The sequence below is a fragment of the Raineyella sp. genome, assembly GCF_034933565.1.
GTDB lineage: Bacteria > Actinomycetota > Actinomycetes > Propionibacteriales > Propionibacteriaceae > Raineyella.
This window is the reverse complement of the sequence record NZ_JAYFNG010000053.1, coordinates 53,402-75,597: the sequence shown is the minus strand read 5'-3', so window position 1 is coordinate 75,597 and position 22,196 is coordinate 53,402. Positions and strand designations below refer to the sequence as shown.

Below are 22,196 nucleotides of genomic sequence, written 5' to 3'. Positions count from 1 at the left end.
CGGCGCCGCCGCGTCGGCCGGGCCCCGCCCGTCGCGTGGCGCCACCCGCCGGGCCGCGACGATGGTCGTCCTGGCCGTGGACCACCCCGACATTGAGGAGTTCGTGGAAACGAAGGCGCGCGAGGAGGACAAGATCCGCGCCCTGCGCGACGCCGGCTTCGACATGGACCTCGACGGCCGGGACATCGTCTCGGTCCAGTACCAGAACGCCAACAACTCGGTGCGAGTCTCCGACGAGTTCATGCGCGCGGTCGAGGACGGCGACGAGTTCGGCCTGCGGGCCCGGCTCACCGGCGACGTGATCGACACTGTCGACGCCCGGGAGCTGTTCGGTAAGATCGCCCAGGCTGCCTGGGAGTGTGCCGATCCCGGACTGCAGTACGACGACACCATCAACGACTGGCACACGAACCCCGAGACCGGCCGGATCACCGCGTCCAACCCCTGCTCGGAGTACATGAGCCTCGACAACTCGTCGTGCAACCTCGCCAGCCTCAACCTGCTCAAGTTCCTGACCGACGAGGGCACTTTCGACGTCGAGCGTTTCGTCAAGGCCGTCGAGATCATCATCACGGCGATGGACATCTCGGTGACGTTCGGCGACTTCCCCACCGAGGCGATCGCCGAGACGACCCGCAACTACCGCCAGCTCGGCATCGGCTACGCCAACCTCGGTGCCCTGCTGATGGCCACCGGACATGGCTACGACTCCGACGGTGGGCGGGCACTCGCCGCTTCGATCACCTCGCTGATGACCGCTGCTGCGTACCGCCGCTCGACCGAACTGGCCGCCATCGAGGGCCCGTACAACGGCTATGCCCGCAACGCGGACGCCCACCAGCGGGTGATGCGCAAGCACCAGGCCGCCAACGACGAGTTGCGTACGGTCAACGAGATGGACGTGACCCTGCACCAGGTCGCCACCCAGGAGTGGGAGAAGGTCGTCTCCCTCGGCGCCCAGAACGGCTTCCGCAACGCCCAGGCGTCGTTGCTCGCGCCGACCGGCACCATCGGTTTCATGATGGACTGCGACACCACCGGCATCGAGCCGGACTTCTCGCTGGTCAAGTTCAAGAAGCTGGTCGGCGGCGGTTCGATGCAGATCGTCAACCACACCGTGCCGCGTGCCCTGGCCAAACTGGGATACGCCGAGGAGACGGTTGAGGCGATCATCTCCTACATCGCCGAGCACGGACATGTGGTCGACGCCCCCGGCCTGAGGGCTGAGCACTACGAGGTCTTCGACTGCGCGATGGGCCAGCGGGCGATCCGTCCGATGGGCCATGTCCGGATGATGGCCGCGGTGCAGCCTTTCCTTTCCGGGGCCATCTCGAAGACCGTGAACCTTCCCGAGTCGGCCACCGTCGAGGACATCGCCGACGTCTACATGCAGGGTTGGAAGCTCGGCCTGAAGGCCTTGGCCGTGTACCGCGACAACTGCAAGGTCGGCCAGCCGCTGTCGACCGGCAAGAAGGCGGACAAGGCCAAGAAGGTCGTCGAGCCGCAGGTCCAGATCGAGTACCGTCCGATCCGCAAGCGCCTGCCCAAGAAGCGTCCGAGCTTCACCACCTCGTTCACGGTCGCCGGCGCCGAGGGGTACATGACCACCGGTTCCTACCCCGACGACGGGCTGGGGGAGATCTTCCTGAAGCTCGGCAAGCAGGGGTCGACCCTCTCCGGCGTGATGGACGCGTTCTCGATCGCTGTGTCGATCGGTCTGCAGTACGGCGTGCCGCTGACGACCTTCGTGCAGAAGTTCACGAACCTGAAGTTCGAGCCGGCCGGGATGACCGACGACTCCGACATCCGGATGGCGCAGTCGATCATGGACTACATCTTCCGGCGACTGGCGCTGGACTACCTGTCGTTCGACGAGCGGGCCGAACTCGGCATCTACACCGCCGCCGAGCGGGCGCGCTACCTGGACACCGGCAGCTACCTGGACGAGTCGGAGTCGGCCGAGGACCTGCCGACGGCCACGTCCTCGACCACACCCACGCTCATGGTGGCCCCGCTCACCCTCGGGTCCGGCGGGAGCTCGACTGCTGTCTCACCGACGACTGCCTCGGCCTCCGGCCGACCGGCGACCACCGGCGGATCCACCTCGGCCATGCGTGAATCGGTGCAGGTGGGCGAGCGACCCGCCCCGCACGATGCCCGGACGAGCGCCGAGCTGATGGAGGAACTGACCGGGACCTCGGTCGACGCGCCGCTCTGCCTCACCTGTGGCACCAAGATGCGCCCCAGCGGTTCCTGCTACGTCTGCGAGGGATGCGGCTCGACCAGCGGCTGCAGCTAGGACGGGGCATCGGGTCCGCGGACCTGATCCAGGGGCACCGTCGCCACCGGGCGACGGTGCCCTCTCGTCGTTCTACGGCCGTCACCGGTCGGGTCCGAGGCGCTATGATCTGACTGTCCGCCCATATACCCCCAGGGGTATGTAATCGAGAGAGTGTCATGATCAAGAACATCGGCAGCACCGACCGCCTCATCCGCTTCGTCCTCGGCCCGATCCTGATCGTGGTGGCCTTCGTCCTCGGCGTCACGTCCGTTGCCGGCATCGTGCTGGGCATCCTCGGTGTGGTGCTCATCGGGACCGCCGCCGTACGCACCTGCCCGCTGTACCTCCCCTTCGGGCTGCGCACGACGCCGAAGCAGTGAACCCTCCGGGGACTATTCCCAACGAATCTCCTCCGGCGCCCGGTCCGGCCGCCACCCGCGCCAGACCGGGTGCCGGAACCGGCCGGTCGCGGTGACCTCCCCGTAACGGACCTCCGCCACGAGACGTGGTTCGACCCAGTGCGGCCCGGCGCGCTCGCTGTCCGGGACTTCCACCGGCGGATCCTCCCGGGCGAGGGGACCCAGGAGCGCAATGGCCTCCTGCCGGGCGCGTGCACCGAAGCCGGAACCGACCCGCCCGGTGTAGACGAGTCGCCCCGCGGAGTCGGGCACCGCGGTCAGCACCGCAGCCAGGTCCCGGCCGTCGGCCCCGGGACGCCACCCGATCACCACCACCTCCTGGCTGCGCAGGTGCTTGATCTTCAGCCAGTCGGTGGAGCGTACGCCGGGACGATAGGTGGAGCGGCGGCGCTTGGCGACGATCCCCTCCAGTCCGAGTCCGGCCGAGACCGCCATCGCTGCTGTCGCCGGTCCGGGGTGTGCGGGCGGGACGAGCACGTGGTGTCCCGAAGGCAGGAGATGCCCCAGCAGCTCGCGGCGTTCGTCGTACGTCGCAGCGGTGAGGTCGCGCCCTGAGGCCTCCAGCAGGTCGAAGACCATCAGGCTCACCGGCACCTCCTCGTACAGCCGGTTCACGTCCCCCGCGCCGGTGAGATTCATCCGCACCTGCAGCAGTCCGAAATCCGGTCGGCCCGCTCGCCCGATGGCGACCACCTCGCCGTCGACCACGAGGTCCTGACGGGCCAACGTCCCCAGCTCCGACAGCTCGGGGTAGGTCGCGGTGACGTCCCGGCCGGTCCGGCCGGTCAGTCGTACGGACCGTCCGGTGGTCCGCGCCAGCACCCGGATGCCGTCCCACTTCATCTCGTACGCCCACCCCTCGCCGGTCATCAGCCCGAGCGTCCCGGCGGTGGCGAGCATCGGGGCGTACGTCCGTTGGGGCAGATCCGGTCCCGGGGACGTTGACGGAGCCGGTCCCGGGGACGTTGACGGATCCGAGCTGGGGGAGTCCCACGGAGCCGGCCCGGCCGACGTCGCCACCGGGACCATCGCCACCGAGGCCACTCCGGGAGGCGCAGCCGCAGGTCCGGCCGCCGAGCGCGTGTCGGCCGCCGGAGGTCGGGCGATGGGACGTGTGTCGCCGCCCGCAGGCCCAGCCCCGGGAGGCTCGGCCTTCGCAGGTCCTGCGCCCGGACGTGTGTCGGTCGCTCCGGCCGGGGGTGCGGCGGCGGGGGCGTCCCGGAGTCGGTCCAGCACCTCGGTCATCGTCAGCTGGGCGAGTGCAGGATCGTCGAGCTCGTCCCATGCCCGGGGTGCGGCGACGGTCGGCGTCAGCCGGCCACGCAACGACCACGGGCAGATGGTGGTCTTGCGGCCGTTGTTCTGCGACCAGTCCAGGAACACCCGACCGGTCCGCAGCGACCGGCGCATCTGGTCGACGACCAGACCGGGCAGCTCCTCCGCCAGGGCCCGCGCGAGGGCCCGGGCGACGCCGCTGACCTGATCCGACGACGCGGTGCCGGGCAGGGCGGCATAGAGGTGCAGACCCTTCGAGCCGGAGGTGACCGGGGTGGTGTCGAGGCCCATGTCGGCCAGGATCAGGCGCGCCTCGCGCGCGACCCGGACACACTCCCGCAGGCCCACGCCCGGCCCCGGGTCGAGATCCAGGACGAGGCGGTCGGGCGGTCGCGGCACGCCGTCCGGGCCGAAGGACCACTGCGGCACGTGCACCTCGAGGGTGTCCATCTGGGCCAGCCACGCCAGGGTCGCCGGGTCATTGACCAGGGGGTAGGCGATCACCCGGTCGGCGTGCGGGATGTCGCGTCGGGCCACCCAGTCCGGGGCGCCGCGCTCGAGCTGCTTGGTGAAGAACGCCTGGCCCGGTGCCTCTGCGGTGCCGACGCCGTGCACCCAGCGCTTGCGACTGGCCGGGCGGTCGTGCGACCAGGCGACGAGCCGGTCCGCCACAGCCAGGTAGTAGTCGAGGACGTCGGCCTTCCGGGTGCCGGTCGACGGATAGAGGATCTTGTCCGGATGGGTCAGCATGATCGTCCGGCCGCCGACCTCCACCTTGACCGGTCTGCCCGCCATCGCACCTCCATCGCCCGCCGTTACTGGTCACTGTATGTTTCGCCGATCACATCTGTCGGGTTCAATGGAGTCATGAGGTCGATGTGGGCCGGAGCGATCGCCTTCGGACTGGTCAATGTGCCGGTGAAGCTGTACACCGCCGCGTCGTCGCATGACGTCCCGCTGCATCAGGTCCATCACGCCGACGGCGGGCGGATCCGCTACCAGCGCCGCTGCGAGACGTGCGGCGAGATCGTCGGGTACGAGCACATCGACAAGGCGTACGAGGCCGACGGCCGGCGGGTCGTGCTGACCGAGGCCGAGCTCGAGGCACTGCCCGCCGAGGCGGCCCACGAGATCCAGGTGCTGCAGTTCGTGCCCAGCGAGCAGATCGATCCGCTCACCCTCGGCACCGCCTACTACCTGGAGCCGGACAAGAAGGCGGCCAAGCCGTACCTGCTGCTGCGGTCGACCCTGGAGCAGACCGCCCGCACCGCGGTGGTCAAGTACGCCCTGCGGCAGCGGACCAGGCTCGGCGTCCTGCGGGTGCGCGGTGACCTGATGGTGCTGCAGTCCTTGCTGTGGGCCGACGAGGTGCGCGAGCCGGAGTTCGCCGGCCAGGTGCCGACCGCGCCGGTGACCGCGGCGGAGCAGGCGATGGCCAATCTGCTCGTCGCGCAGCTGTCCGAGGACTTCGATCCCTCGATGTACGTGGACGACTACCAGGTGCAGCTCAGGGAACTCGTCGAGGCCAGGCTCGCGGCCGACGAGGGCGTGATCACCGCTGAGCCGGCCCCGGCACCGGCGGCCACCGGCGGTGAGGTGATCGACCTGATGGCGGCACTGCAGGCCTCCCTCGAGCGCAAGCGGGGCGGCTCGCGTGACTGGGCGGCGGAGACCACAGCCGCCGACAGGGCCACGGCGGACGGTCCCGCTGCAGGCAGGGCCGCAGAGGGTGGGGAACACCGGGCGACCCGGGGGTGACCGCACAGCCGTACGGATCCACAGGAGTCGGCATCGGTCCGGTGCCCCAGGAGCATCTCGCGACCCGAGGGTGACCGAACAGCCGTACGGATCCACCCCGTCGACCGCCGGGACATCCGTACGATGGGGACCATGACAGCCGCTGCCGGGCCGGGATCCGCGGAACCGTCGACCGGCACCGGCACCGGGTCCGGTGCCGGGCACTCGGGCCTCACCCGGCTGCTCCCGGGGGTGCAGGTGCTGCGCCACTATCAGCGCCGCTGGCTGCGCGGTGACCTATTGGCCGGCGTCACGGTGGCCGCCTACCTCGTCCCCCAGGTGATGGCGTACGCCGGGGTCGCCGGCCTGCCGCCGGTGACGGGGCTGTGGGCGATCGTGGGTCCCCTGGCCCTCTACACGTTCCTCGGCAGTTCCCGACAGCTGTCGGTCGGCCCGGAGTCCACCACGGCCCTGATGACCGCCACCGCGATCGCCACCCTGGCCCCGGACGCCGACCCGCGGCAGCGCGCGACCCTGGCCGCGGTCCTCGCCCTCACCGTCGCGATGGTGTGTTTCGTCGGCTGGGCGAGCCGGCTGGGCTTCCTCTCCCAGTTCTTCTCCAAGCCGGTCCTGCTCGGCTACATGACCGGGATCGCCGTGCTGATGATCATCAGCCAACTGGGCCGGACGACCCGGATCGCCACCGACGGGCGTAGCACCTACCGGGAAATCAGCAGCCTGGTCGCCAACTCCGCCCAGTTCCACTGGCCGACCGCCGTGCTGGCCGTCGCCGTCCTGGCCGCCCTGCTGCTGATGGAGCACTTCGCGTCGCGGTGGCCCGGGCCGCTGATCGCGATGGTCGTCTCGGCGGGGGTGGTGGCCGCCCTCGGCCTCACCGGCGCCGGGATCGGGGTCGTCGGCCAGGTGCCCGCGGGGCTGCCCCCGTTCGGCCCGCCCGATTTCAGCGGCATCCCCTGGCGCGAGATGGTCCCCGTCGCGGTCGGGGTGGGGCTGGTCGGCTACACCGACAACGTGCTCACCGGCCGTTCGTTCGCCACCCGGCAGGGCCGGGAGATCGATCCGGACCAGGAGTTCCTCGCCCTGGCGGCGGCGAATGCGGCGGCGGGTCTGTCCGGGGGGTTCCCGGTCAGCAGCAGCGGCAGTCGTACGGCCCTGGGGGCGGCGATGGGCAGCCGGACACAGCTGGCGTCGGTGGTGTCACTGGCCTGTGTCCTGGCGACCCTGTTCTTCCTCGGGCCGGTGATCGGAGCGTTCCCCTCGGCGGCGCTCGGGGCAGTGGTGATCTTCGCGGCCCTGAAGCTGATCGACCTGCGGGAGTGGCGGCGGGTCGCCCGGTTCCGGCGCAGCGAGCTGATCCTGGCCATCCTCACCGCCGCCGGAGTGATCGCCTTCGACGTGCTGATCGGGATCGCCATCGCGGTCGGCCTGTCCATCATCGACCTGCTCCGCAGGCTCACCGCGCCGGCGGAGGCGGTGCTCGGGCGGGTCCCCGGCACACCCGGCATGTACGACACAGCCGACACCCCGGCCGCCCAGCCGGTGCCCGGGCTGGTCGTCTACCGCTACGACGCACCGCTGTTCTTCGCTAACTCGGTCGACTTCCGTCGCCGTGCGCTGCAGGCGGCGCTCTCGGCCGACACCCCGACCCGCTGGTTCCTGCTGAACGCGGAGGCGAACGGAGAGGTCGACCTCACGGCCGGCGACGAGATGGAACAGCTGCGCCGGATGCTGGACGAGCACGGCATCCGGTTCGCCATCGCCCGGCTCAACGAGGAGGCCATCGCCCAGCTGGAGCGGGCCGGGATCATCGATGCGGTCGGCCGCGACTATGTGTTCCCCACCCTGCCGACCGCGATCTCGGCGTACGAGGAGTGGTCCCGACACCATCCCGTCGCGTCCTCCGACGCTCCCCGGTCTCCGGCGGAGGGCCCCAGCGGCCCGGACGGCCCGGAGGAGCCTCCGGTCACTTCCAGGTGATCGCCGGACCGGTCCCCGACAGGTCCGCGGCGAAGGTCGCGTCGTAGCGGTAGTCCTGCCGGACGACCCCCTCGACGTCCCCGTTCCTGGCGGAGGCGTCGAGACGGTAATGCAGGGTCACCTGCCCGGTGGCGCCTCCGGTGGTCGGGTCGAAGGACACCGTCGCCGCCGACCAGGGGGCGTCCAGCAGGGTGTACCGGATCGTGGCCGGATCGATGGTGATCGAGGACCCGGTCGAGATCGCGATCGGGCAGCCCGCCGGGGTCAGCGACTGCTGGTCCAGGCATGCGGAGAGTGACTCTCGCGCCGCGTCGGTGATCCGGCTGCGGGCCTGCGCCGACAGCCCTGGTGACCCTCCGGACCACTTCATCGATGCCGCGGCCAGCGGATCGGGAGCGGTCACCACCAGGCTCGACTCGGCCAGGGTCACGAAGGGTGACGTCGTGCCGATCCGGTAGCTGCCGGGGAACAGGTCCACAGTCGTCGTGCCCGGCGCCTTCCCGTCGACGGTACGGGGCGGGGCCCCACCGCCCAGGTCGACCCTGGCAGTCACCGCCGCCATCTTCCAGTGCGAGCCCACCCTGGAGACCGGCAGGGCGACGTCGACCGCGGAGCTGCCGACGAGGTAGTGCACCGCCACCGTCCCGGTGTCGCCGATGAGGTGCTTGGCCCGGTCCTGGGCGATGGTCGCCTCGCCGATCCTGATGCCGGAGACTCCGCCGTTGTCGCGGGCGGCCCCCAGGGCCTCGTCAGTCAGCAGGGACGCATCGTGGGGGCGTTCTGCCGCCGTGTCGAGTGCGGCCGCCGCATCGGCGTCGCGCAGTGCACCCAGGTACCTCTCGGTGACCTGCCGGGCCGCGGACCGGTCGGCCGCCAGCCGAGCGTCGTACTGCTGCGCCCGGAAATAGCCCCAGAGGAAGAACGCTGCCCCGACGATGAGCACCAGGGCTACCGCAACACCGATCAGCACTCCTGGCCGGTGCCGTCGTCGGTGGGCAGGGGGCCGTGATGCGGCACGGGCCGGGGCCCGCGATCCGGCATGGGCAGGGCCGCGGGTGGGCGCGCGATGTGGGGTCGGAGCCGACACCGGGCCGGGAGCCGATGGCCGGTCGACGGTGACGGCAGGCATCACGACCGTTCGTGGCGCACCAGGATCTGCGGCGGGTGCCGCGGCCCGATCCGGGGTGGGTCGCCCGGCCCGATCCGGAGTGGTCTGCGCGGACGACCGTCCCCACACCGGTGCCGGGGCACTCACCGGATCGGCGCCGAAGGGGGCCGCCGGGGGCAGCCCCGGCCTTCCGGGGGGCGGCGTCGACGGCTGCTGGGGAGCTGTCATGGTGCCAGTATCTCAGCTCGCACCGGGCCGGCCTCCCGGTCGACGGTGACAGCGGTGTGCCCGGGCCCGCCCCGGTGGCGGCGGTGCGCCCGGGTCCGCGGGCCGGCCTCCGGTGGGGCACCCGTGCCCCGGCTCCGGTGGGGGTACCGGTGCCGCGGGGCGGCCCCGGCCTACAGTGGGAGGCCGTGCAGGGTGTGTTGTCGGGCTTCTTCGTCATCGGGGTCGTCGTCGGGGTGGGCTACCTGATGGCACACCTCGGTGTCTTCACCGAACAGACCCAGAACATGCTCGGCACGCTGTCCTTCTACGTCGCCATGCCGGTGCTCTTCGTGACGATGATGGCGAAGGAGGACATTTCGGCCGTCCTCTCGGCCGACCTGGCCGCCTCACTGGTGTCCATCGCCGCGATGATCCTGGTGTGGGTGGCGGCGGCGCGGTTCGTCTGGAAGCTGCCGATGGCCGAGACGGTCACCGGCGCATTCGCATCGGCGTACGTCAATGCGGGCAACCTCGGGCTGCCGATCGCCACCTACGTCCTTGACTCACCCACCCGGGTGGTGCCGGTGATGCTGACCCAGCTGCTGTTCCTCCAGCCGGTCGGGCTGGCCCTGCTCGACCTCAGCACCGGCACCGAGGTGCGTTTCACCGTCCGGGCCTTCGTCGGCCGCTTCCTCCGCAACCCGCTGACGATCGCGACCCTGGTCGGGGTCCTGCTGTCGGTGCGGGGGATCCGGATCCCCGCCCTGCTCGAGGCGCCGCTGTCCATGATCGGTGCGATGGCGGTGCCCGGGGTGCTGATGGCCTTCGGCATCTCGCTGCGGCTCGGCCCGCGGCCGGACCGTGGCGCGGGCCCGGTCCTCGCCCTCCAGACCACCCTGAAGCTGGTCGCGATGCCACTGGTGGCCTGGGCCTTCGGTCACTTCGTGATGCGGCTCGATCGGCCCGACCTGCTGGCGGTGACGGTCATGGCCGGGTTGCCGACCGCCCAGAACGTCTTCGTGATCGCCACGACGTACGGTCGTGGGGTGGTGATGGTGCGCGACGCGATCTTCGTGTCGACCGTGCTGTCGGTGCTGAGCATTTTCGGGATCGCTGCTCTGCTGTCGTGACGTGCCCCCGTCGGTGCGCTAGTTTCGGGCCGTGCCCCAGTACGGAGACTTCGACCTCGATCGCAGCATCGCCCAGGCCTGGGACGAGTTCGAGCTGCGCCTCGCCGAGGTGATCTCGGTGATCGATGACTCCGCCGACTTCACCATCGGCTGCGTGGCCGTGGACGAGAGCCAGGTGCCGTACGTCATGTTCACCGCCGTGGACCGCACGACGATCCGGGCGGAGGCCTCCAGCAACTCGGTGCTCGGCGAGGACTACCAGCTCGGGTCGGAGGAACTGGCCCTGATGGAGCGTCTCGGCTGGTCGGCGCCGACCAACGAGGGGCCGCGCCCGACGGCGAACTTCTGGATGGAGATGGACCAGGAGGCCTCCGACCGGCTCGCTGCCGCCGCGGTGGGGGCGTTGCGGGACGTCTTCGGCGTCCAGCATCCGGTGTTCCTGGCCCCTGATCACCTCGCCGAGGTGCTCACCCCGCGTCCGGAGCCGTTGGCCGGGGCGACGGAGTTCGATGCCGAGGATGTGATGGCCATCATCCCGGTCGACACCCAGCACCTCAACGACATGATCGAGGCCGAGCTCACCGAGATGTTCGGTCACGCGCCGCTGCGCGACCACGAGGGCGACATCGCGCTGCGGGTCGGGTCGGCGATGCTCTTCCTGCGGGTCTCCCAGGATGGGCGTGAACTGATCCTCTTCTCGGTGATCGTCCACGACGTGGCGGGTCGGTCACGGGCGGCAGAGGTGCTCAACGACCTCAACGCGGACGCCCGGATGGTCAAGTTCCACCTGGTCCGGGACAAGGTGTTCGCCAGTCTGTCCGTGCTCACCCACCCGTTCGTCCCGGCCCACCTTCATCAGGCGGTACGGATCATGAGCGACATCGCCGACGGCATCGACGACGAACTCGCCCACAAGCTCGGCGGTCACACCACGTTCGAGGTCGAGTGAAGCGACCCGGCTCCAGTAGCATCGGACGAGAAAAGACGGAGGAGGACCATGCACGAAGGCATGTTCGCGGCGCTCGACCCTGATGACTGTCGCGCCCTGTTGCGGACCCAGGAGGTCGGCCGGGTGGCCTGGACCTCCCCGGTGGCGGGACTGCTGATCCTGCCGGTCAACTACGTGGTGCGCAACGGCATGGTGGTCTTCCGTACGTCGCGCGCGTCGGTGCTCGCCGAGCTCGCCGAGGGTCACGAGGTGTCCTTCCAGGTGGACGACATCGACGTCTCGACGGGCAACGGCTGGAGCGTGATGCTGCAGGGCGTCTCGTCCACACCGGCCGACGAGGCCCAGCTCACGGCGCTGCGGGCGGACGGCCCGATGCCGTGGGCGAAGGGGGACCGTGATCTGTTCATCACAGTGCAGGTGCGCGAAATCAGCGGACGCGTGGTGGACCGCGAGGAGAAGTGACAGACTCGACAACAGGAGGCAGTGATGAGTGAATCAGATTCCCGTGGTGTCGTCCTGGTCGGTGTCGACGGATCTCCGGACGCCAACCGAGCTCTCTCGTACGCCCGGGGGGCGGCCGAACTGCGTGGCGATGACCTGTTGATCGCCCATGTCGTGGATGACGCGATCCTGGCCGGGGCCTGGGGAGTCGTCTACGACCCGACCGTGCTGCACGAGGCCGGGATGCAGGTCGTCAGCGAGGCGTCCGAGGCCGCGCAGGCCGAGGGGTTCCCCGCCGACCGGATCCGCACCGAGGTCGTGATGGGCAATGCCACCGCTGCGCTCACCAAGCTGTCGCGGACCGCCGACCTGCTCGTCGTCGGCCGACGTTCGCTGTCCGGTCTGGAGCGGATCTTCGTCGGCTCGACCAGTGTCGGCGTGGCCGCCACCGCCCATTGCCCGGTGGTGATGATCTCCGCAGCGTCGTCGCCGGGCGCGACCGGTCGCGAGGGGCGGATCGGTGTCGGGGTCGACGCCACCGCCAACGGTGCCGCGGCGCTGTCCGCGGCGTTCGCCGAGGCCGCGCTGCGCAAGGTGGCCCTCGAGGTCATCCACGTCTGGGACGTGCCCGGCGCGGTCCGTCGCACCGGTGACCACGCCGTCGACGTGGCCGGTGCCGCTGCCGAGGGCGGCGTCCAGGCGCTGCTGGCGCCGCTGCAGAAGCGCTACCCCGACGTCACCGTGACCAGCCACGTCGTCCAGGGCCACCCGGTGAAGGAGATGGTCGCCCGTTCCAAGGAGCTCGATCTGCTCTGGTTGGGTGTGCACACGACGGCCGGGTTCGGTGTCGGGGGCGTGGTCCGCGGCGTGATGGCCCATGCCGAGTGCCCGCTGGCGCTGATCCGCGACCGTGCCGAGGAGATCGGCCCGCTCGATGAGGAAGAGATCAGGGGAGGCCAGCCCTCCTGAGCCCCACCATCACCTTCCCCGCGGAGCTGCCGATCAGCGCGCGGGTGGACGACATCGCCGCAGCTCTGTCACAGTCCCAGGTCGTCATCGTCGCCGGGGAGACAGGATCGGGCAAGACCACGCAGCTGCCGAAGCTGTGCCTGCAGCTGGGTCGTACGCGGATCGCGCACACCCAGCCGCGACGGCTCGCTGCGCGCACCGTGGCGGAACGGATCGCCGAGGAGATGGCGGTCGAGCTCGGTGACGAGGTCGGCTACCAGGTCCGGTTCACCCGCAAGGCGCAGCGTGAGACGGCCCTGACGGTGATGACCGACGGCATCCTGCTCGCCGGGATCTCCCACGACCGCGACCTGCGGTCGTGGGACACGATCATCATCGACGAGGCCCACGAGCGGTCGCTCAACATCGACTTCTTGCTCGGCTATCTCAAGCAGCTGCTGCCACGCCGCCCCGACCTGAAGGTCATCGTCACCTCCGCCACCATCGACACCGAGCGGTTCAGCCGGCACTTCGACGACGCCCCGGTGATCGAGGTGTCGGGACGTACGTATCCCGTTGAGCTGCGCTATCGCCCGCTGGTCGATGCCGGGGCCGATGACGAGGGCCGCCCGGCGGTGGAGAAGGACCAGAACGAGGGGATCTGCGACGCGATCCGCGAGCTGTCGGCCGAGGGCCCCGGGGACATCCTCGTCTTCCTGTCCGGGGAGCGGGAGATCCGCGACGCCGCCGAGGCGATCAGCGACCTGAAGCTGCCGCGCACCGAGGTGCTGCCGCTGTACGCCCGGCTGTCGGCCGCCGAGCAACACCGGGTCTTCACCCCGCACACCGGCCGGCGGGTCGTGCTCGCCACCAATGTCGCCGAGACCTCGTTGACCGTCCCCGGGATCCGCTACGTCATCGACCCCGGCACCGCCCGGATCTCCCGCTACTCCACCCGGACCAAGGTGCAGCGGCTGCCGATCGAACCCGTCTCGCGGGCCTCGGCCGATCAGCGGGCCGGCCGGTGCGGCCGGGTCGCACCGGGCATCTGCGTCCGGTTGTACTCGGAGGAGGACTATCTGTCCCGCCCCGAGTTCACCGAGCCGGAGATCCTGCGGACCAACCTCGCCTCGGTCATCCTGCAGATGGCCGAGGTACGGCTGGGTGACATCGAGGGCTTCCCGTTCGTCGAGGCGCCGGAGTCGGTGCAGATCACCGACGGCATGCGGCTGCTCGACGAACTGGGGGCGCTTGCCCCGCAGGCCACCCGGTCCCGGCCCCGGCTGACCCGGCTCGGCCACCAGCTGGCCCGGATCCCGCTCGATCCCCGGATGGGCCGGATGCTGCTGGCGGGGGAGCACTACGGCTGCCTGCGCGAGATGGTCGTGCTGGTCGCCGGCCTCACCATCCAGGACCCCCGGGAACGGCCGCGCGAGCAGCGGGAGAAGGCCGATCAGCTGCACCGGCGGTTCTGGGCACCGATGCCGGCCGAGGGGACGTCGACGGCCGGCGACGGACCGGCCCCGGAGCCCGACGGGTCGGACTTCGTCGCGCTGCTGCGGCTGTGGGACTACCTGACCACCCGCCGTCGGGAGATGTCCGGCAACGCCTTCCGGCGGATGTGCCGCGAGGAGTTCCTCAACTACCTGCGGATCCGTGAGTGGCAGGACCTGCAGAACCAGCTGCGTGACATCTGCCGCGACCTGGGCCTGAACCGCAACCAGCAGGCGGCCGACGCCGACCGGGTGCACATCGCGGTGCTGACCGGCCTGTTGTCGCACATCGGCCTGGCCGATCTCAAGGACGAGAAGAAGCACCGCCCTCGCGACGGCCGGGGCCGGATCCGTCGCGGCCCGCGGGAGTATCTCGGCGCCCGGGGCGCCCGGTTCGCGATCAACCCGGGCTCCTCCCTCGCCAAGCACCCGCCGGAGCTGGTGATGGCCAACGAGCTGGTCGAGACCACCCGGTTGTGGGCCCACACCGTCGCGGGGATCCGCGCCGACTGGGTGGAGGAGGTCGGCGGCCACCTGCTCAAGCGGCACTACGCCGAGCCGCACTGGTCGATGCGCGCCGGCCAGGCGGTGGCGTACGAGACCGCCAGCCTGTACGGGGTCCCGGTGATCGCGCGCCGTCAGGTGTCGTACGCCCGGGTCGACCCGGTCGCCGCGCGGGAGATCTTCATCCGCTCCGCCCTGGTCGAGGGGGAGTGGCACACCCGGCACCACTTCTGGTCCCGCAACGAGGAGACCCGCCGGCGGGCCGAGGAGCTCGAGGAGCGGACCCGCCGCCGCGACATCGTCGTCGACGACCAGGCGATCTTCGACTTCTACGACGCCCGGATCCCCACCGACGTGTGCACGGTGGCAGGGTTCGACGCCTGGTGGCGGACCAAGCGCCGCGAGGCGGACACCTTCCTCGACCTGGCCCTCGAGGACATGGTGCAGGACAGTGCCGACCTCGGCCGGGCCGGCGACTTCCCCGACACCTGGCAGGTGGCGGGGCACACCCTGGCCGTGGAGTACGTGTTCGACCCGGGGGCCGGTGCCGACGGGGTGAGCGTACGCGTCCCGCTGCCGGTCCTCAGCGAACTGCCCGCCGCCCCGTTCAGCTGGCAGGTGCCCGGACTGCGGCTCGACCTCGTCACCCAGCTGATCCGCTCCCTGCCCAAGGCCCAGCGCACCCGGGTGGTGCCGGCCCCCGACTGGGCCCGGCGGCTGCTCGCCGAGCTCGACGAGGACATCACCGCCGGGCCGGTCGACCCGGCGGCCACCTCCCTCACCGCCGCGCTCGGGCGCCGGCTGGCCGCCGACGTGGGCCTGCGCGTCGCGCCCGCCGACTGGGATCCGGCCCGGCTGCCCGATCACCTGCGGGTCACCTTCGTCGTCGTCCGCACCGACCATGGCGATGGCGGTCCGGCCACCGAGGTGGAGATGGCCCGGGGCAAGGACCTCGCCGCGCTCCAGCAGGACCACACCCGTTCGGTGGCGGCGACCCTGTCGAAGGCTTCCCGTACGGCCGGACACGCCGGCTCGGTCACCTGGGCGTTCGGCACCTTGCCGCGGGAGGTGACGGTGGCGCGCGGAGGCACCCGGGCCACCGGCCATCCGGCCCTGGCCGACGAGGGCGCCACCGTCGGCAGCGTCGTGCAGGACACCGCCGCCCATGCCGCGACCAGCCACCGGGCCGGTCTGCGCCGGCTGGTCCTGCTCAACACGCCGGACCCGACCCGGTGGGTCGTCTCCCACCTGCCCAACCCGGACAAGTTCGCCCTCGGCTCCAGCCCGTACGCCTCGGTGCCCGAGCTGCTCGCCGACGCCCGGCTGAAGTCGGTCGGCGATCTGGTCGCCCGGGTCGTCGATCCGGTCGACATCCGCGACGAGCGGGCGTTCGCCGCCCTCTGCGACACCGTACGACAGGACAACGCCGATCACATGCGCCACGTGGTGGCCGTGGCTGCCGAGATCCTGCGGGCCGACCAGCAGATCAGCCTTGCGCTGGCCTCGGTCATCGACCCCGATGTCCGCGCCGACGTCACCGAGCAGCGCGCCGCTCTGGTCTTCCCGGGATTCATCGCGGCCACCGACGACCCCTACTACGAGCGGCTCCCCGTCTATCTCAAGGCGATCGTCGCCCGACTGGCCGCCCTGCCGGGTGCCGCCGCCCGCGACAGCCGGGCGATGGAGACGGTGAACCTCCTCGAGGACGCCTACGCGGACCTGTGCGCGGGCCAACCCCCGGGTCGGCTCCCCGCCGACATCGAGGAAATCGGTTGGATGCTGGAGGAACTGCGGGTCAGCCTGTTCGCCCAGACCCTCGGCACCCGGATGACGATCTCCGCCAAGCGGGTCCGCAAGGCGCTCGAGCGCGCCACTGCCTGAATCCGGCCCGGCCACCGGGTCATCCGGCCCGGTTCTCGTCACCGGCTCCGCCTGATGGGTCGGCCCGGTTCTCGTCACCGGCGCCCGGGCACGGTTCCCGTCATCGGCCCTGGCCGGTGGGGTGGTCCGGCTCCGTCGCCGGCCCCGGCTGATGGGCGGGCGGGTACTGTGGGGACCATGTCCCCATCCCTCCCGCTGTACCGGACCCACCGCGATGGCTGGGCCGAGCTGGGTGGGAAGCGCCCGGTCCTGCTGCTCCTGCTGGACGGCGCGGGCAGCGCCGGGGAGCTGCAACAGGTCGTCGGCGACCACCTGCTCGGCCTGTTCAGTCACCGGCCGCTGGCCCGGTTCGACCTCGACCTGCTCACCCAGTACGCCGACCGGCGCCCGGAGCTCGACTTCGAGGACGGCCACTTCACCCGGACCCCTGCCCCGGAGCTGGTGCTCCAGGCGATGACCGATGCGGCCGGGGAGACCTTCCTGGCCCTGGTCGGGCCCGAGCCGATGCTGCTCTGGGACCGGGCGGTCGCCGCGGTGCTCGAGCTCATCGCGGCCCTGGACGTACGTCTGACGGTCAACCTCACCGGACTGCCGATGCGGGTCCCGCACACCCGGCCGCCGCAGGTCTTCACCCATTCGCCCGACCCGGAGCTGGTGCTGCACCCGTGGGACGCGTTCAGCGGCTCGCTGTCGGTGATGGCGACGTTCGGCACGTACCTGGAGGCGGTGCTCGCCGAGAAGGGCCATCGGACGCTGGGCATCGACGTGTGCGTGCCCTACTACCTGGGCAAGTCGGAGCACGTGGCCTCCGCCCTGGCGGCGCTGGAGGCGATCCAGGCCTCGTGCGGGCTCAACCTGGTGCCGGCGGAGCTGGAGGAGCGGGCGGTGGCGAACCGTGCCGAAATCGACCAGCAGGTTGCGGCGACCGAGAACGGTCCGGCGGTAGTGTCCATTCTGGAGTCGAACTACGACGAGTTCCGCACCTTGGTGGGCGACCTGCCCAGCGCGGACGAACTCGCCGAGGAGTTCGAACGATTTCTGGCCGAACACGACCGTCGCCGCGACACAGGGGACGGTGACACCCCGGAAGGATGATTCGGTGCCCAAGAGCATCCAAGACCTCGTCGACCTGATGCAGCTGGAGGAGATCGAGCCCGGTCTCTACCGGGGGCGCAACCCACAGTCGGGACTGCAGCGGGTGTTCGGGGGACAGGTGCTCGCCCAGGCCCTGGCCGCGGCCTACTTCACCGTGCCGCTCGACCGCCGGGTGCACTCCCTGCACGCCTACTTCCTCCGACCGGGCAAGTACGACGCCCCGCTGATCTACTACGTCTCCGCCGAGCGTGACGGCCGTACGTTCACCACCCGCTCGGTGACCGCGAAGCAGCACGGCAAGCAGATCTTCCGGCTCACCGCCTCGTTCAAGGTCCCCGAGGAGGGGCTCGAGCACCAGGACTCCCTGCCGCCGGACATCCCCGGCCCGGACGAGTGCCCCCGCCTCGACGGCGGGCCCGAGACCGAGCGGGTCTACCGGCGGATGGGCCTGCCGTTCCTCGATGTCGACGAGGAATGGGGCGTACTCGACATCCGCTGGGTGGGGGAGGCGAAGGAACACGCCGCACATCCGTCCGCCCAGCGCTTCTGGTACCGCACCAACGGGCGGATCCCGGACGTCGGCACCGATCCGGTGGTCAACCAGCGGCTGCACGACTGCATCCTGGCCTACCTGTCGGACGTGTCGCTGCTGACCACGACCCTGGTCAGCCACGGCGTGAGCTTCAGCCCCGAGCTGCTCGCAGTCTCGCTGGATCATTCGACCTGGTTCCACCGGCCGTTCCGGGTGGACGACTGGATGCTCTTCGAACAGGTCTCGCCGTCGGCGTCGATGGCCGTCGGGCTGGCCCTCGGCCGGGTGTTCCAGAACGGTGAACTGGTCTCGACCCAGGCCCAGGAGGGCCTGATCCGCAAAGCCTAGGCGGGCCGGCCCGGTGGCCGCGGGCGCCTCGGGGCCACCGGCCGGCGTCCCCCGGCCACCGGCCGGGCGCGCGATCCGGCCCGGCCGGGCATGCGATGAGATCCGGTGACCGGACCGGGAACGATGTTCGGCCGGGGAGGCAGTGCACTGGGCGCTGCCTCCCCGGCCGAATCTTTCTCGTAGCGACCGACCCGTGGTCGGTTGTCAGGCGGCCATCTCCTCGCTGCGGACGCGCAGCTGGGTGATCGCGTGCCGTTCGATCTGGCGGACCCGCTCGGCGGTGATGCCCCAGACCGCGCCGATGTCGGCGAGCTTGGCCTGGCGTCCGTCGAGCAGACCGTAGCGGCGCCGTACGACATCGGCCGAACGGTCGTCCAGGGTGGCGAGCAGTTCCTCCAGGAACGCGTGGTCCTCCGCGTCCAGGACGACCTCATCGGGGCCGGGCATCGGTTCCCGGGCGATCAGGTCACCCAGTGCCGTGTCACCGTCCTGCTCCACCGGCGCGTCGAGACTGACGTGGTCATGCCCGAAGCGGATCAGATCGACGACCTTCTCCTCCTCCAGCCCCATCTCGGCGGCGATCTCGGCCAGCTCGGGCTCGCGCCCGAGGGCACGCTCGAGCGTGCGGCGGACGGCCCCGACCTGGTTGACCTGCTCGGCCACGTGGACCGGCAGCCGTACGATGCGTCCCTGCTGGGCGATGCCGCGGGAGATCGACTGGCGTACCCACCAGGTGGCGTACGTCGAGAACTTGAATCCCTTGGCGTAGTCGAACTTCTCGACCGCCCTGATCAGGCCCGTGTTGCCCTCCTGGACGAGGTCGAGCAGCGGCATCTGGCCGCGGCCGTACTTCCGGGCGACCGAGACGACCAGACGCAGGTTGGCCTGGACGAACTGCTGCATGGCCTCCTCGCCCTCGGCGACGAGGAATCTGAGCTCTTCGACGCTCGGGCGCCGAAGGATGAGGCCGTCGCGCTCCGCGACGGCGGCCCGCCGGTCCGCCATGGTGACGTCTCCGGACAGGATGTGCTCGGCATAGAGTCCGAGTTCTATCTTCTTCGCGAGGGCGACTTCCTCTTCGGCGCTCAGCAGCGGGGTCTTGGCGATGCCGTCGAGGTAGAGTCCGACCGCATCCTTGCCGTCGATGCCATCACTGGTGCGTGTGCGCGTCGTAGCCACAGGGGGGCCCCTTTCCGTTGCCTACGGACATTCAACGTCCCTCAGCGTGGAATTCATTCCCGAAGACACCCTGAGCCGACCCTGATCCGGGCCTGTGACCGGTCAGGGTTGACCCGTCAATGACAGCTCGGGGTGGGCACGGTGGGTGGTCGGCGTCCCGTCGGGGCCCGGTCGGCGCAGCACGCAGCGCCGGGGCTCTCTCATGTCAGCCGGACCTGCGGACTGTCCAGCCGGACCTGCGGACTGTCACCATTCTCCTCGCCCGGTCCGACCAGGCCTTGTGGCCCGGTACGGCTGGGTGCCCGCGACGGTGATCACCCAGGCCAGTTCCCGGGCGCGCTCCGCCCACCCTTCGTAGCGGCCCGACACCCCGCCGTGGCCCGCCTCCATCTCCACCCGTAGCAGGATGTCGGTGTCCGCGTTCGTGGCGGTGTGGCGCAGCGCGGCCACCCACTTCGCCGGCTCGACGTACGACACCCGGGTGTCGTGCAGGCCGCTGGTGGCGAGGATCTTCGGGTAGTGCCGGGCGGCCACGTTCTCGTACGGGGAGTAGCCGGCCAGGTAGTCGTACACGGCCGGGTCGGTGAGCGGGTCGCCCCACTCCTCCCATTCGGTCACGGTCAGCGGCAGCTCCGGCTTGAGGATCGTCGTCAACGGGTCGACGAACGGCACCTCGGCCAGGATGCCCGCGAACGCCTCGGGGGCGAGGTTGGCGACCGCGCCCATCAGCAGTCCGCCGGCGCTGCCGCCCTCGGCCACCAGTCGCTCCGGCCGGGTGTAGCCGGCCTCGACCAGCCGGCGGGCACAGGCGACGAAATCGGTGAACGTGTGGACCTTGTGCAGCAGCCGGCCGTCGTCGTACCAGGTGCGCCCGAGCTCGCCGCCGCCGCGGACGTGGGCGAGCGCGACGACGAAGCCGCGATCGAGCAGGGACAACCGGGAGATGCTGAACTCCGGGTCGATGCTGATCTCGTACGCCCCGTAGCCGTAGAGCAGGGCCGGGGCGGTGCCGTCGAGGGGCACGTCGCGGCGGTGCACGACCGAGATCGGCACCCGGGTGCCGTCGTCAGCGGTCGCCCACAGCCGGGACTGTCGATAGTCCTCCGGGCGGTAGGGACCGTGCTCGGGGTGGTCGAGGACCGGGGTCCGCCGCAGGACGTGCACCGGCGTGTCGGCCAGTGCGCCGGCGGGGGACAGATCGCACTCCACCACCGTCTGCGGGTCGACCAGCGAGGTGAAGACAGCACGGACCCGGTGCGGGCCCAGCTCGGGCAGCGGCAGCGCCTGCACGGTGGTGGGCCCCGCGGCGCCGACGCCGGTCAGTGCGGCCGCGATCGACCGCCCGGGCAGCCGGTCCGCCCGGGCCGGCTCGGCGATCTGCGCCTGCCAGCTGCCGGTCGGGATCACGTACGCGTCCAGGGCGCCGTCGTGGCGGACGTGGACGACCTGATGGGTGGCGTACGCGTCGACGCCGAGGACCCGCACCCCCGGACACGGCCGCACCACCGGGGTCCAGTCGTCGAGGGAGCGGGCGGTGAACGGGGCGGTGGCGACGGCGAAGTCCACCGCACGTTCCTCGGCCAACGTCGCGTTGTGGGTGATCCACAGCCGGTCCGGGCCGACCTCGACGTCGTACTCGAGGCCGACGGTGCGCGGCAGCACCACCCGGGGCGGGCCGTACGGGTCCGTCGCGGGCAGCAGGGCGCACTCGGTGGTGTCCTTGCTCGCCGAGGCGATGAGCACCCAGCGCCGGTCGCGGGAGACGTCCACCGAGAGCCAGAACTTCTCGTCGGTCTCGGTCCACACGACGCGGTCGTCCTCGACGGGGGTGCCCAGCTCGTGCACCACCACCTGGAAGGGGCGCCACGCCTCGTCGCACCGGGTGACGACCAGCGCCTCGTTCCCGGCCCACACCCCGCCCCAGGCCGCCTCGGGCAGTGTGTCCGGCAGGTCCTGCCCGGTGATCAGATCGCGGAACCGTACGGTGAACCGTTCGTCACCGGTGGTGTCCTCCGACCAGGCCAGCAGGGTGCCGTCGGGGGAGACGTCGAGCAGGCCGACCTGGTAGAAGTCGTGACCCGCGGCCCGGGCATTGAGATCGAGCAGGACCTCCTCCGTCTCGGGGGCATCGGCCGGTCGTGGCGGCAGCTCGTCGGGGCCGGCGTCGGTCCGCAACCGCACCTGGATCGGGTAGCTGTCGCCGGCCACGAACCGGCGGTAGTACCAGTACGTGACGGGGCCGCGGTCGGTGTCGTGCACCACCCGCACCGGCACGCTGAGGTCGGTCTGCTGGGTGCGGGCGGCGATGTCGGCGACGAGGGAGCGCCGCAGCTCTTCCTGGTCGGCCGTGCAGGCGTCGAACCAGTCGTTCTCCGCCCGCAGGTAGGCGTCCACCGCCGGGTCGTCGTCCCGCAGCCACTCGTACGGATCGAGAAAGGTGCGACCGTGATGGGTGCGCTCCCGGGGGAGACGTGCGGCACGGGGAGCGCCGCTCGGGCGGGTGTCAGCGGAGTCGAACACGGTTCCACCCTAGTGGCGGTGCCGGGGACGTGCCGGCGCCGGGAGGTGGCCGAAGCGGGCGGGGGAGCGCTCAGGGACGGGCGCGCTCCACAAGCTCAGGGACGGGCGCGCTCCACAATGGGGCGCTCCGGTGGACAGAGTCGGAAGTCGG

Annotated in this window: 15 protein-coding genes; 11 read left to right on the top strand and 4 right to left on the bottom strand. The window is 71.0% G+C overall.

Annotated elements, in window-relative coordinates:
• Both VB059_RS13770 and VB059_RS13765 read left to right on the top strand, forming a co-directional pair.
• Positions 1 to 2,299 (top strand): vitamin B12-dependent ribonucleotide reductase (locus VB059_RS13770; protein ID WP_323422546.1); only part of this gene is annotated, 2,299 nt, incomplete at its 5' end.
• A 158-nt stretch (positions 2,300 to 2,457) separates the two neighbouring features.
• Positions 2,458 to 2,661 carry a DUF2892 domain-containing protein gene (locus VB059_RS13765; protein WP_323422545.1) on the top strand — a complete coding sequence of 68 codons (204 nt, stop codon included), beginning with the start codon at positions 2,458 to 2,460 and terminating at the stop codon, positions 2,659 to 2,661.
• Positions 2,662 to 2,673: 12 nt separating this feature from the next.
• Here the strand turns inward: VB059_RS13765 and ligD are convergent, their stop codons facing one another.
• A complete protein-coding gene (gene ligD, locus VB059_RS13760) occupies positions 2,674 to 4,770 on the bottom strand; it encodes a non-homologous end-joining DNA ligase (RefSeq protein WP_323422544.1) in 2,097 nt (698 codons plus the stop codon).
• A gap of 72 nt (positions 4,771 to 4,842) precedes the next feature.
• On the opposite strand from ligD, the gene VB059_RS13755 reads away from it, so the two are divergent.
• Together VB059_RS13755 and VB059_RS13750 are read left to right on the top strand one after the other, a co-directional pair.
• Positions 4,843 to 5,733 carry a Ku protein gene (locus VB059_RS13755; protein WP_323422543.1) on the top strand — a complete coding sequence of 297 codons (891 nt, stop codon included), beginning with the start codon at positions 4,843 to 4,845 and terminating at the stop codon, positions 5,731 to 5,733.
• A gap of 132 nt (positions 5,734 to 5,865) precedes the next feature.
• Complete coding sequence (locus tag VB059_RS13750) at positions 5,866 to 7,710, top strand: SulP family inorganic anion transporter (protein ID WP_323422542.1); 1,845 nt, start codon at positions 5,866 to 5,868, stop codon at positions 7,708 to 7,710.
• Here the strand turns inward: VB059_RS13750 and VB059_RS13745 are convergent.
• Entirely contained in the window at positions 7,697 to 8,680 is a 984-nt protein-coding gene (locus VB059_RS13745) for a hypothetical protein (RefSeq protein ID WP_323422541.1), read from the bottom strand. The two genes, VB059_RS13750 and VB059_RS13745, sit on opposite strands and share 14 nt — an antisense overlap.
• Before the next feature lie 551 nt (positions 8,681 to 9,231).
• On the opposite strand from VB059_RS13745, the gene VB059_RS13740 reads away from it, so the two are divergent.
• From VB059_RS13740 to VB059_RS13710, 7 genes are all read left to right on the top strand, one after another.
• Positions 9,232 to 10,155 (top strand): AEC family transporter, encoded by a 924-nt coding sequence (locus VB059_RS13740; RefSeq protein WP_323422540.1) that lies wholly within the window; start codon positions 9,232 to 9,234, stop codon positions 10,153 to 10,155.
• Between the two features lie 31 nt (positions 10,156 to 10,186).
• The gene (locus VB059_RS13735) at positions 10,187 to 11,104 is read left to right on the top strand and encodes a T3SS (YopN, CesT) and YbjN peptide-binding chaperone 1 (RefSeq protein WP_323422539.1); all 918 of its coding nucleotides are present in this window, start codon (positions 10,187 to 10,189) and stop codon (positions 11,102 to 11,104) included.
• A 48-nt stretch (positions 11,105 to 11,152) separates the two neighbouring features.
• Positions 11,153 to 11,566, top strand: coding sequence for a pyridoxamine 5'-phosphate oxidase family protein (locus VB059_RS13730; protein ID WP_323422538.1), 414 nt, complete (start codon positions 11,153 to 11,155; stop codon positions 11,564 to 11,566).
• 24 nt (positions 11,567 to 11,590) lie between these two features.
• On the top strand, positions 11,591 to 12,514 hold the full coding sequence (locus tag VB059_RS13725) for a universal stress protein (protein WP_323422537.1): 924 nt from the start codon (positions 11,591 to 11,593) through the stop codon (positions 12,512 to 12,514).
• Positions 12,511 to 16,371, top strand: coding sequence for an ATP-dependent RNA helicase HrpA (hrpA, locus tag VB059_RS13720; RefSeq protein ID WP_323422547.1), 3,861 nt, complete (start codon positions 12,511 to 12,513; stop codon positions 16,369 to 16,371). The genes VB059_RS13725 and hrpA overlap by 4 nt, the downstream gene beginning before the upstream one ends.
• Before the next feature lie 177 nt (positions 16,372 to 16,548).
• On the top strand, positions 16,549 to 17,466 hold the full coding sequence (locus VB059_RS13715) for a PAC2 family protein (RefSeq protein ID WP_323422536.1): 918 nt from the start codon (positions 16,549 to 16,551) through the stop codon (positions 17,464 to 17,466).
• A gap of 4 nt (positions 17,467 to 17,470) precedes the next feature.
• Complete coding sequence (locus VB059_RS13710; protein ID WP_323422535.1) at positions 17,471 to 18,346, top strand: acyl-CoA thioesterase II; 876 nt, start codon at positions 17,471 to 17,473, stop codon at positions 18,344 to 18,346.
• A gap of 204 nt (positions 18,347 to 18,550) precedes the next feature.
• On the opposite strand, the gene VB059_RS13705 is transcribed toward VB059_RS13710, so the two are convergent.
• Positions 18,551 to 19,525, bottom strand: a complete 975-nt coding sequence (locus VB059_RS13705) for a sigma-70 family RNA polymerase sigma factor (protein WP_323422534.1) — start codon at positions 19,523 to 19,525, stop codon at positions 18,551 to 18,553.
• A 246-nt stretch (positions 19,526 to 19,771) separates the two neighbouring features.
• Positions 19,772 to 22,045 (bottom strand): S9 family peptidase, encoded by a 2,274-nt coding sequence (locus VB059_RS13700; protein ID WP_323422533.1) that lies wholly within the window; start codon positions 22,043 to 22,045, stop codon positions 19,772 to 19,774.
• Positions 22,046 to 22,196 lie beyond the last annotated feature (151 nt).

Coding starts and splice junctions, on each gene's coding strand:
- VB059_RS13750 (WP_323422542.1), top strand. CDS start 5,866: ATGACAGCCGCTGCCGGGCCGGGATCCGCGGAACCGTCGACCGGCACC.
- VB059_RS13765 (WP_323422545.1), top strand. CDS start 2,458: ATGATCAAGAACATCGGCAGCACCGACCGCCTCATCCGCTTCGTCCTC.
- VB059_RS13730 (WP_323422538.1), top strand. CDS start 11,153: ATGCACGAAGGCATGTTCGCGGCGCTCGACCCTGATGACTGTCGCGCC.
- VB059_RS13715 (WP_323422536.1), top strand. CDS start 16,549: ATGTCCCCATCCCTCCCGCTGTACCGGACCCACCGCGATGGCTGGGCC.
- ligD (WP_323422544.1), bottom strand. CDS start 4,770: ATGGCGGGCAGACCGGTCAAGGTGGAGGTCGGCGGCCGGACGATCATG.
- VB059_RS13755 (WP_323422543.1), top strand. CDS start 4,843: ATGAGGTCGATGTGGGCCGGAGCGATCGCCTTCGGACTGGTCAATGTG.
- VB059_RS13725 (WP_323422537.1), top strand. CDS start 11,591: ATGAGTGAATCAGATTCCCGTGGTGTCGTCCTGGTCGGTGTCGACGGA.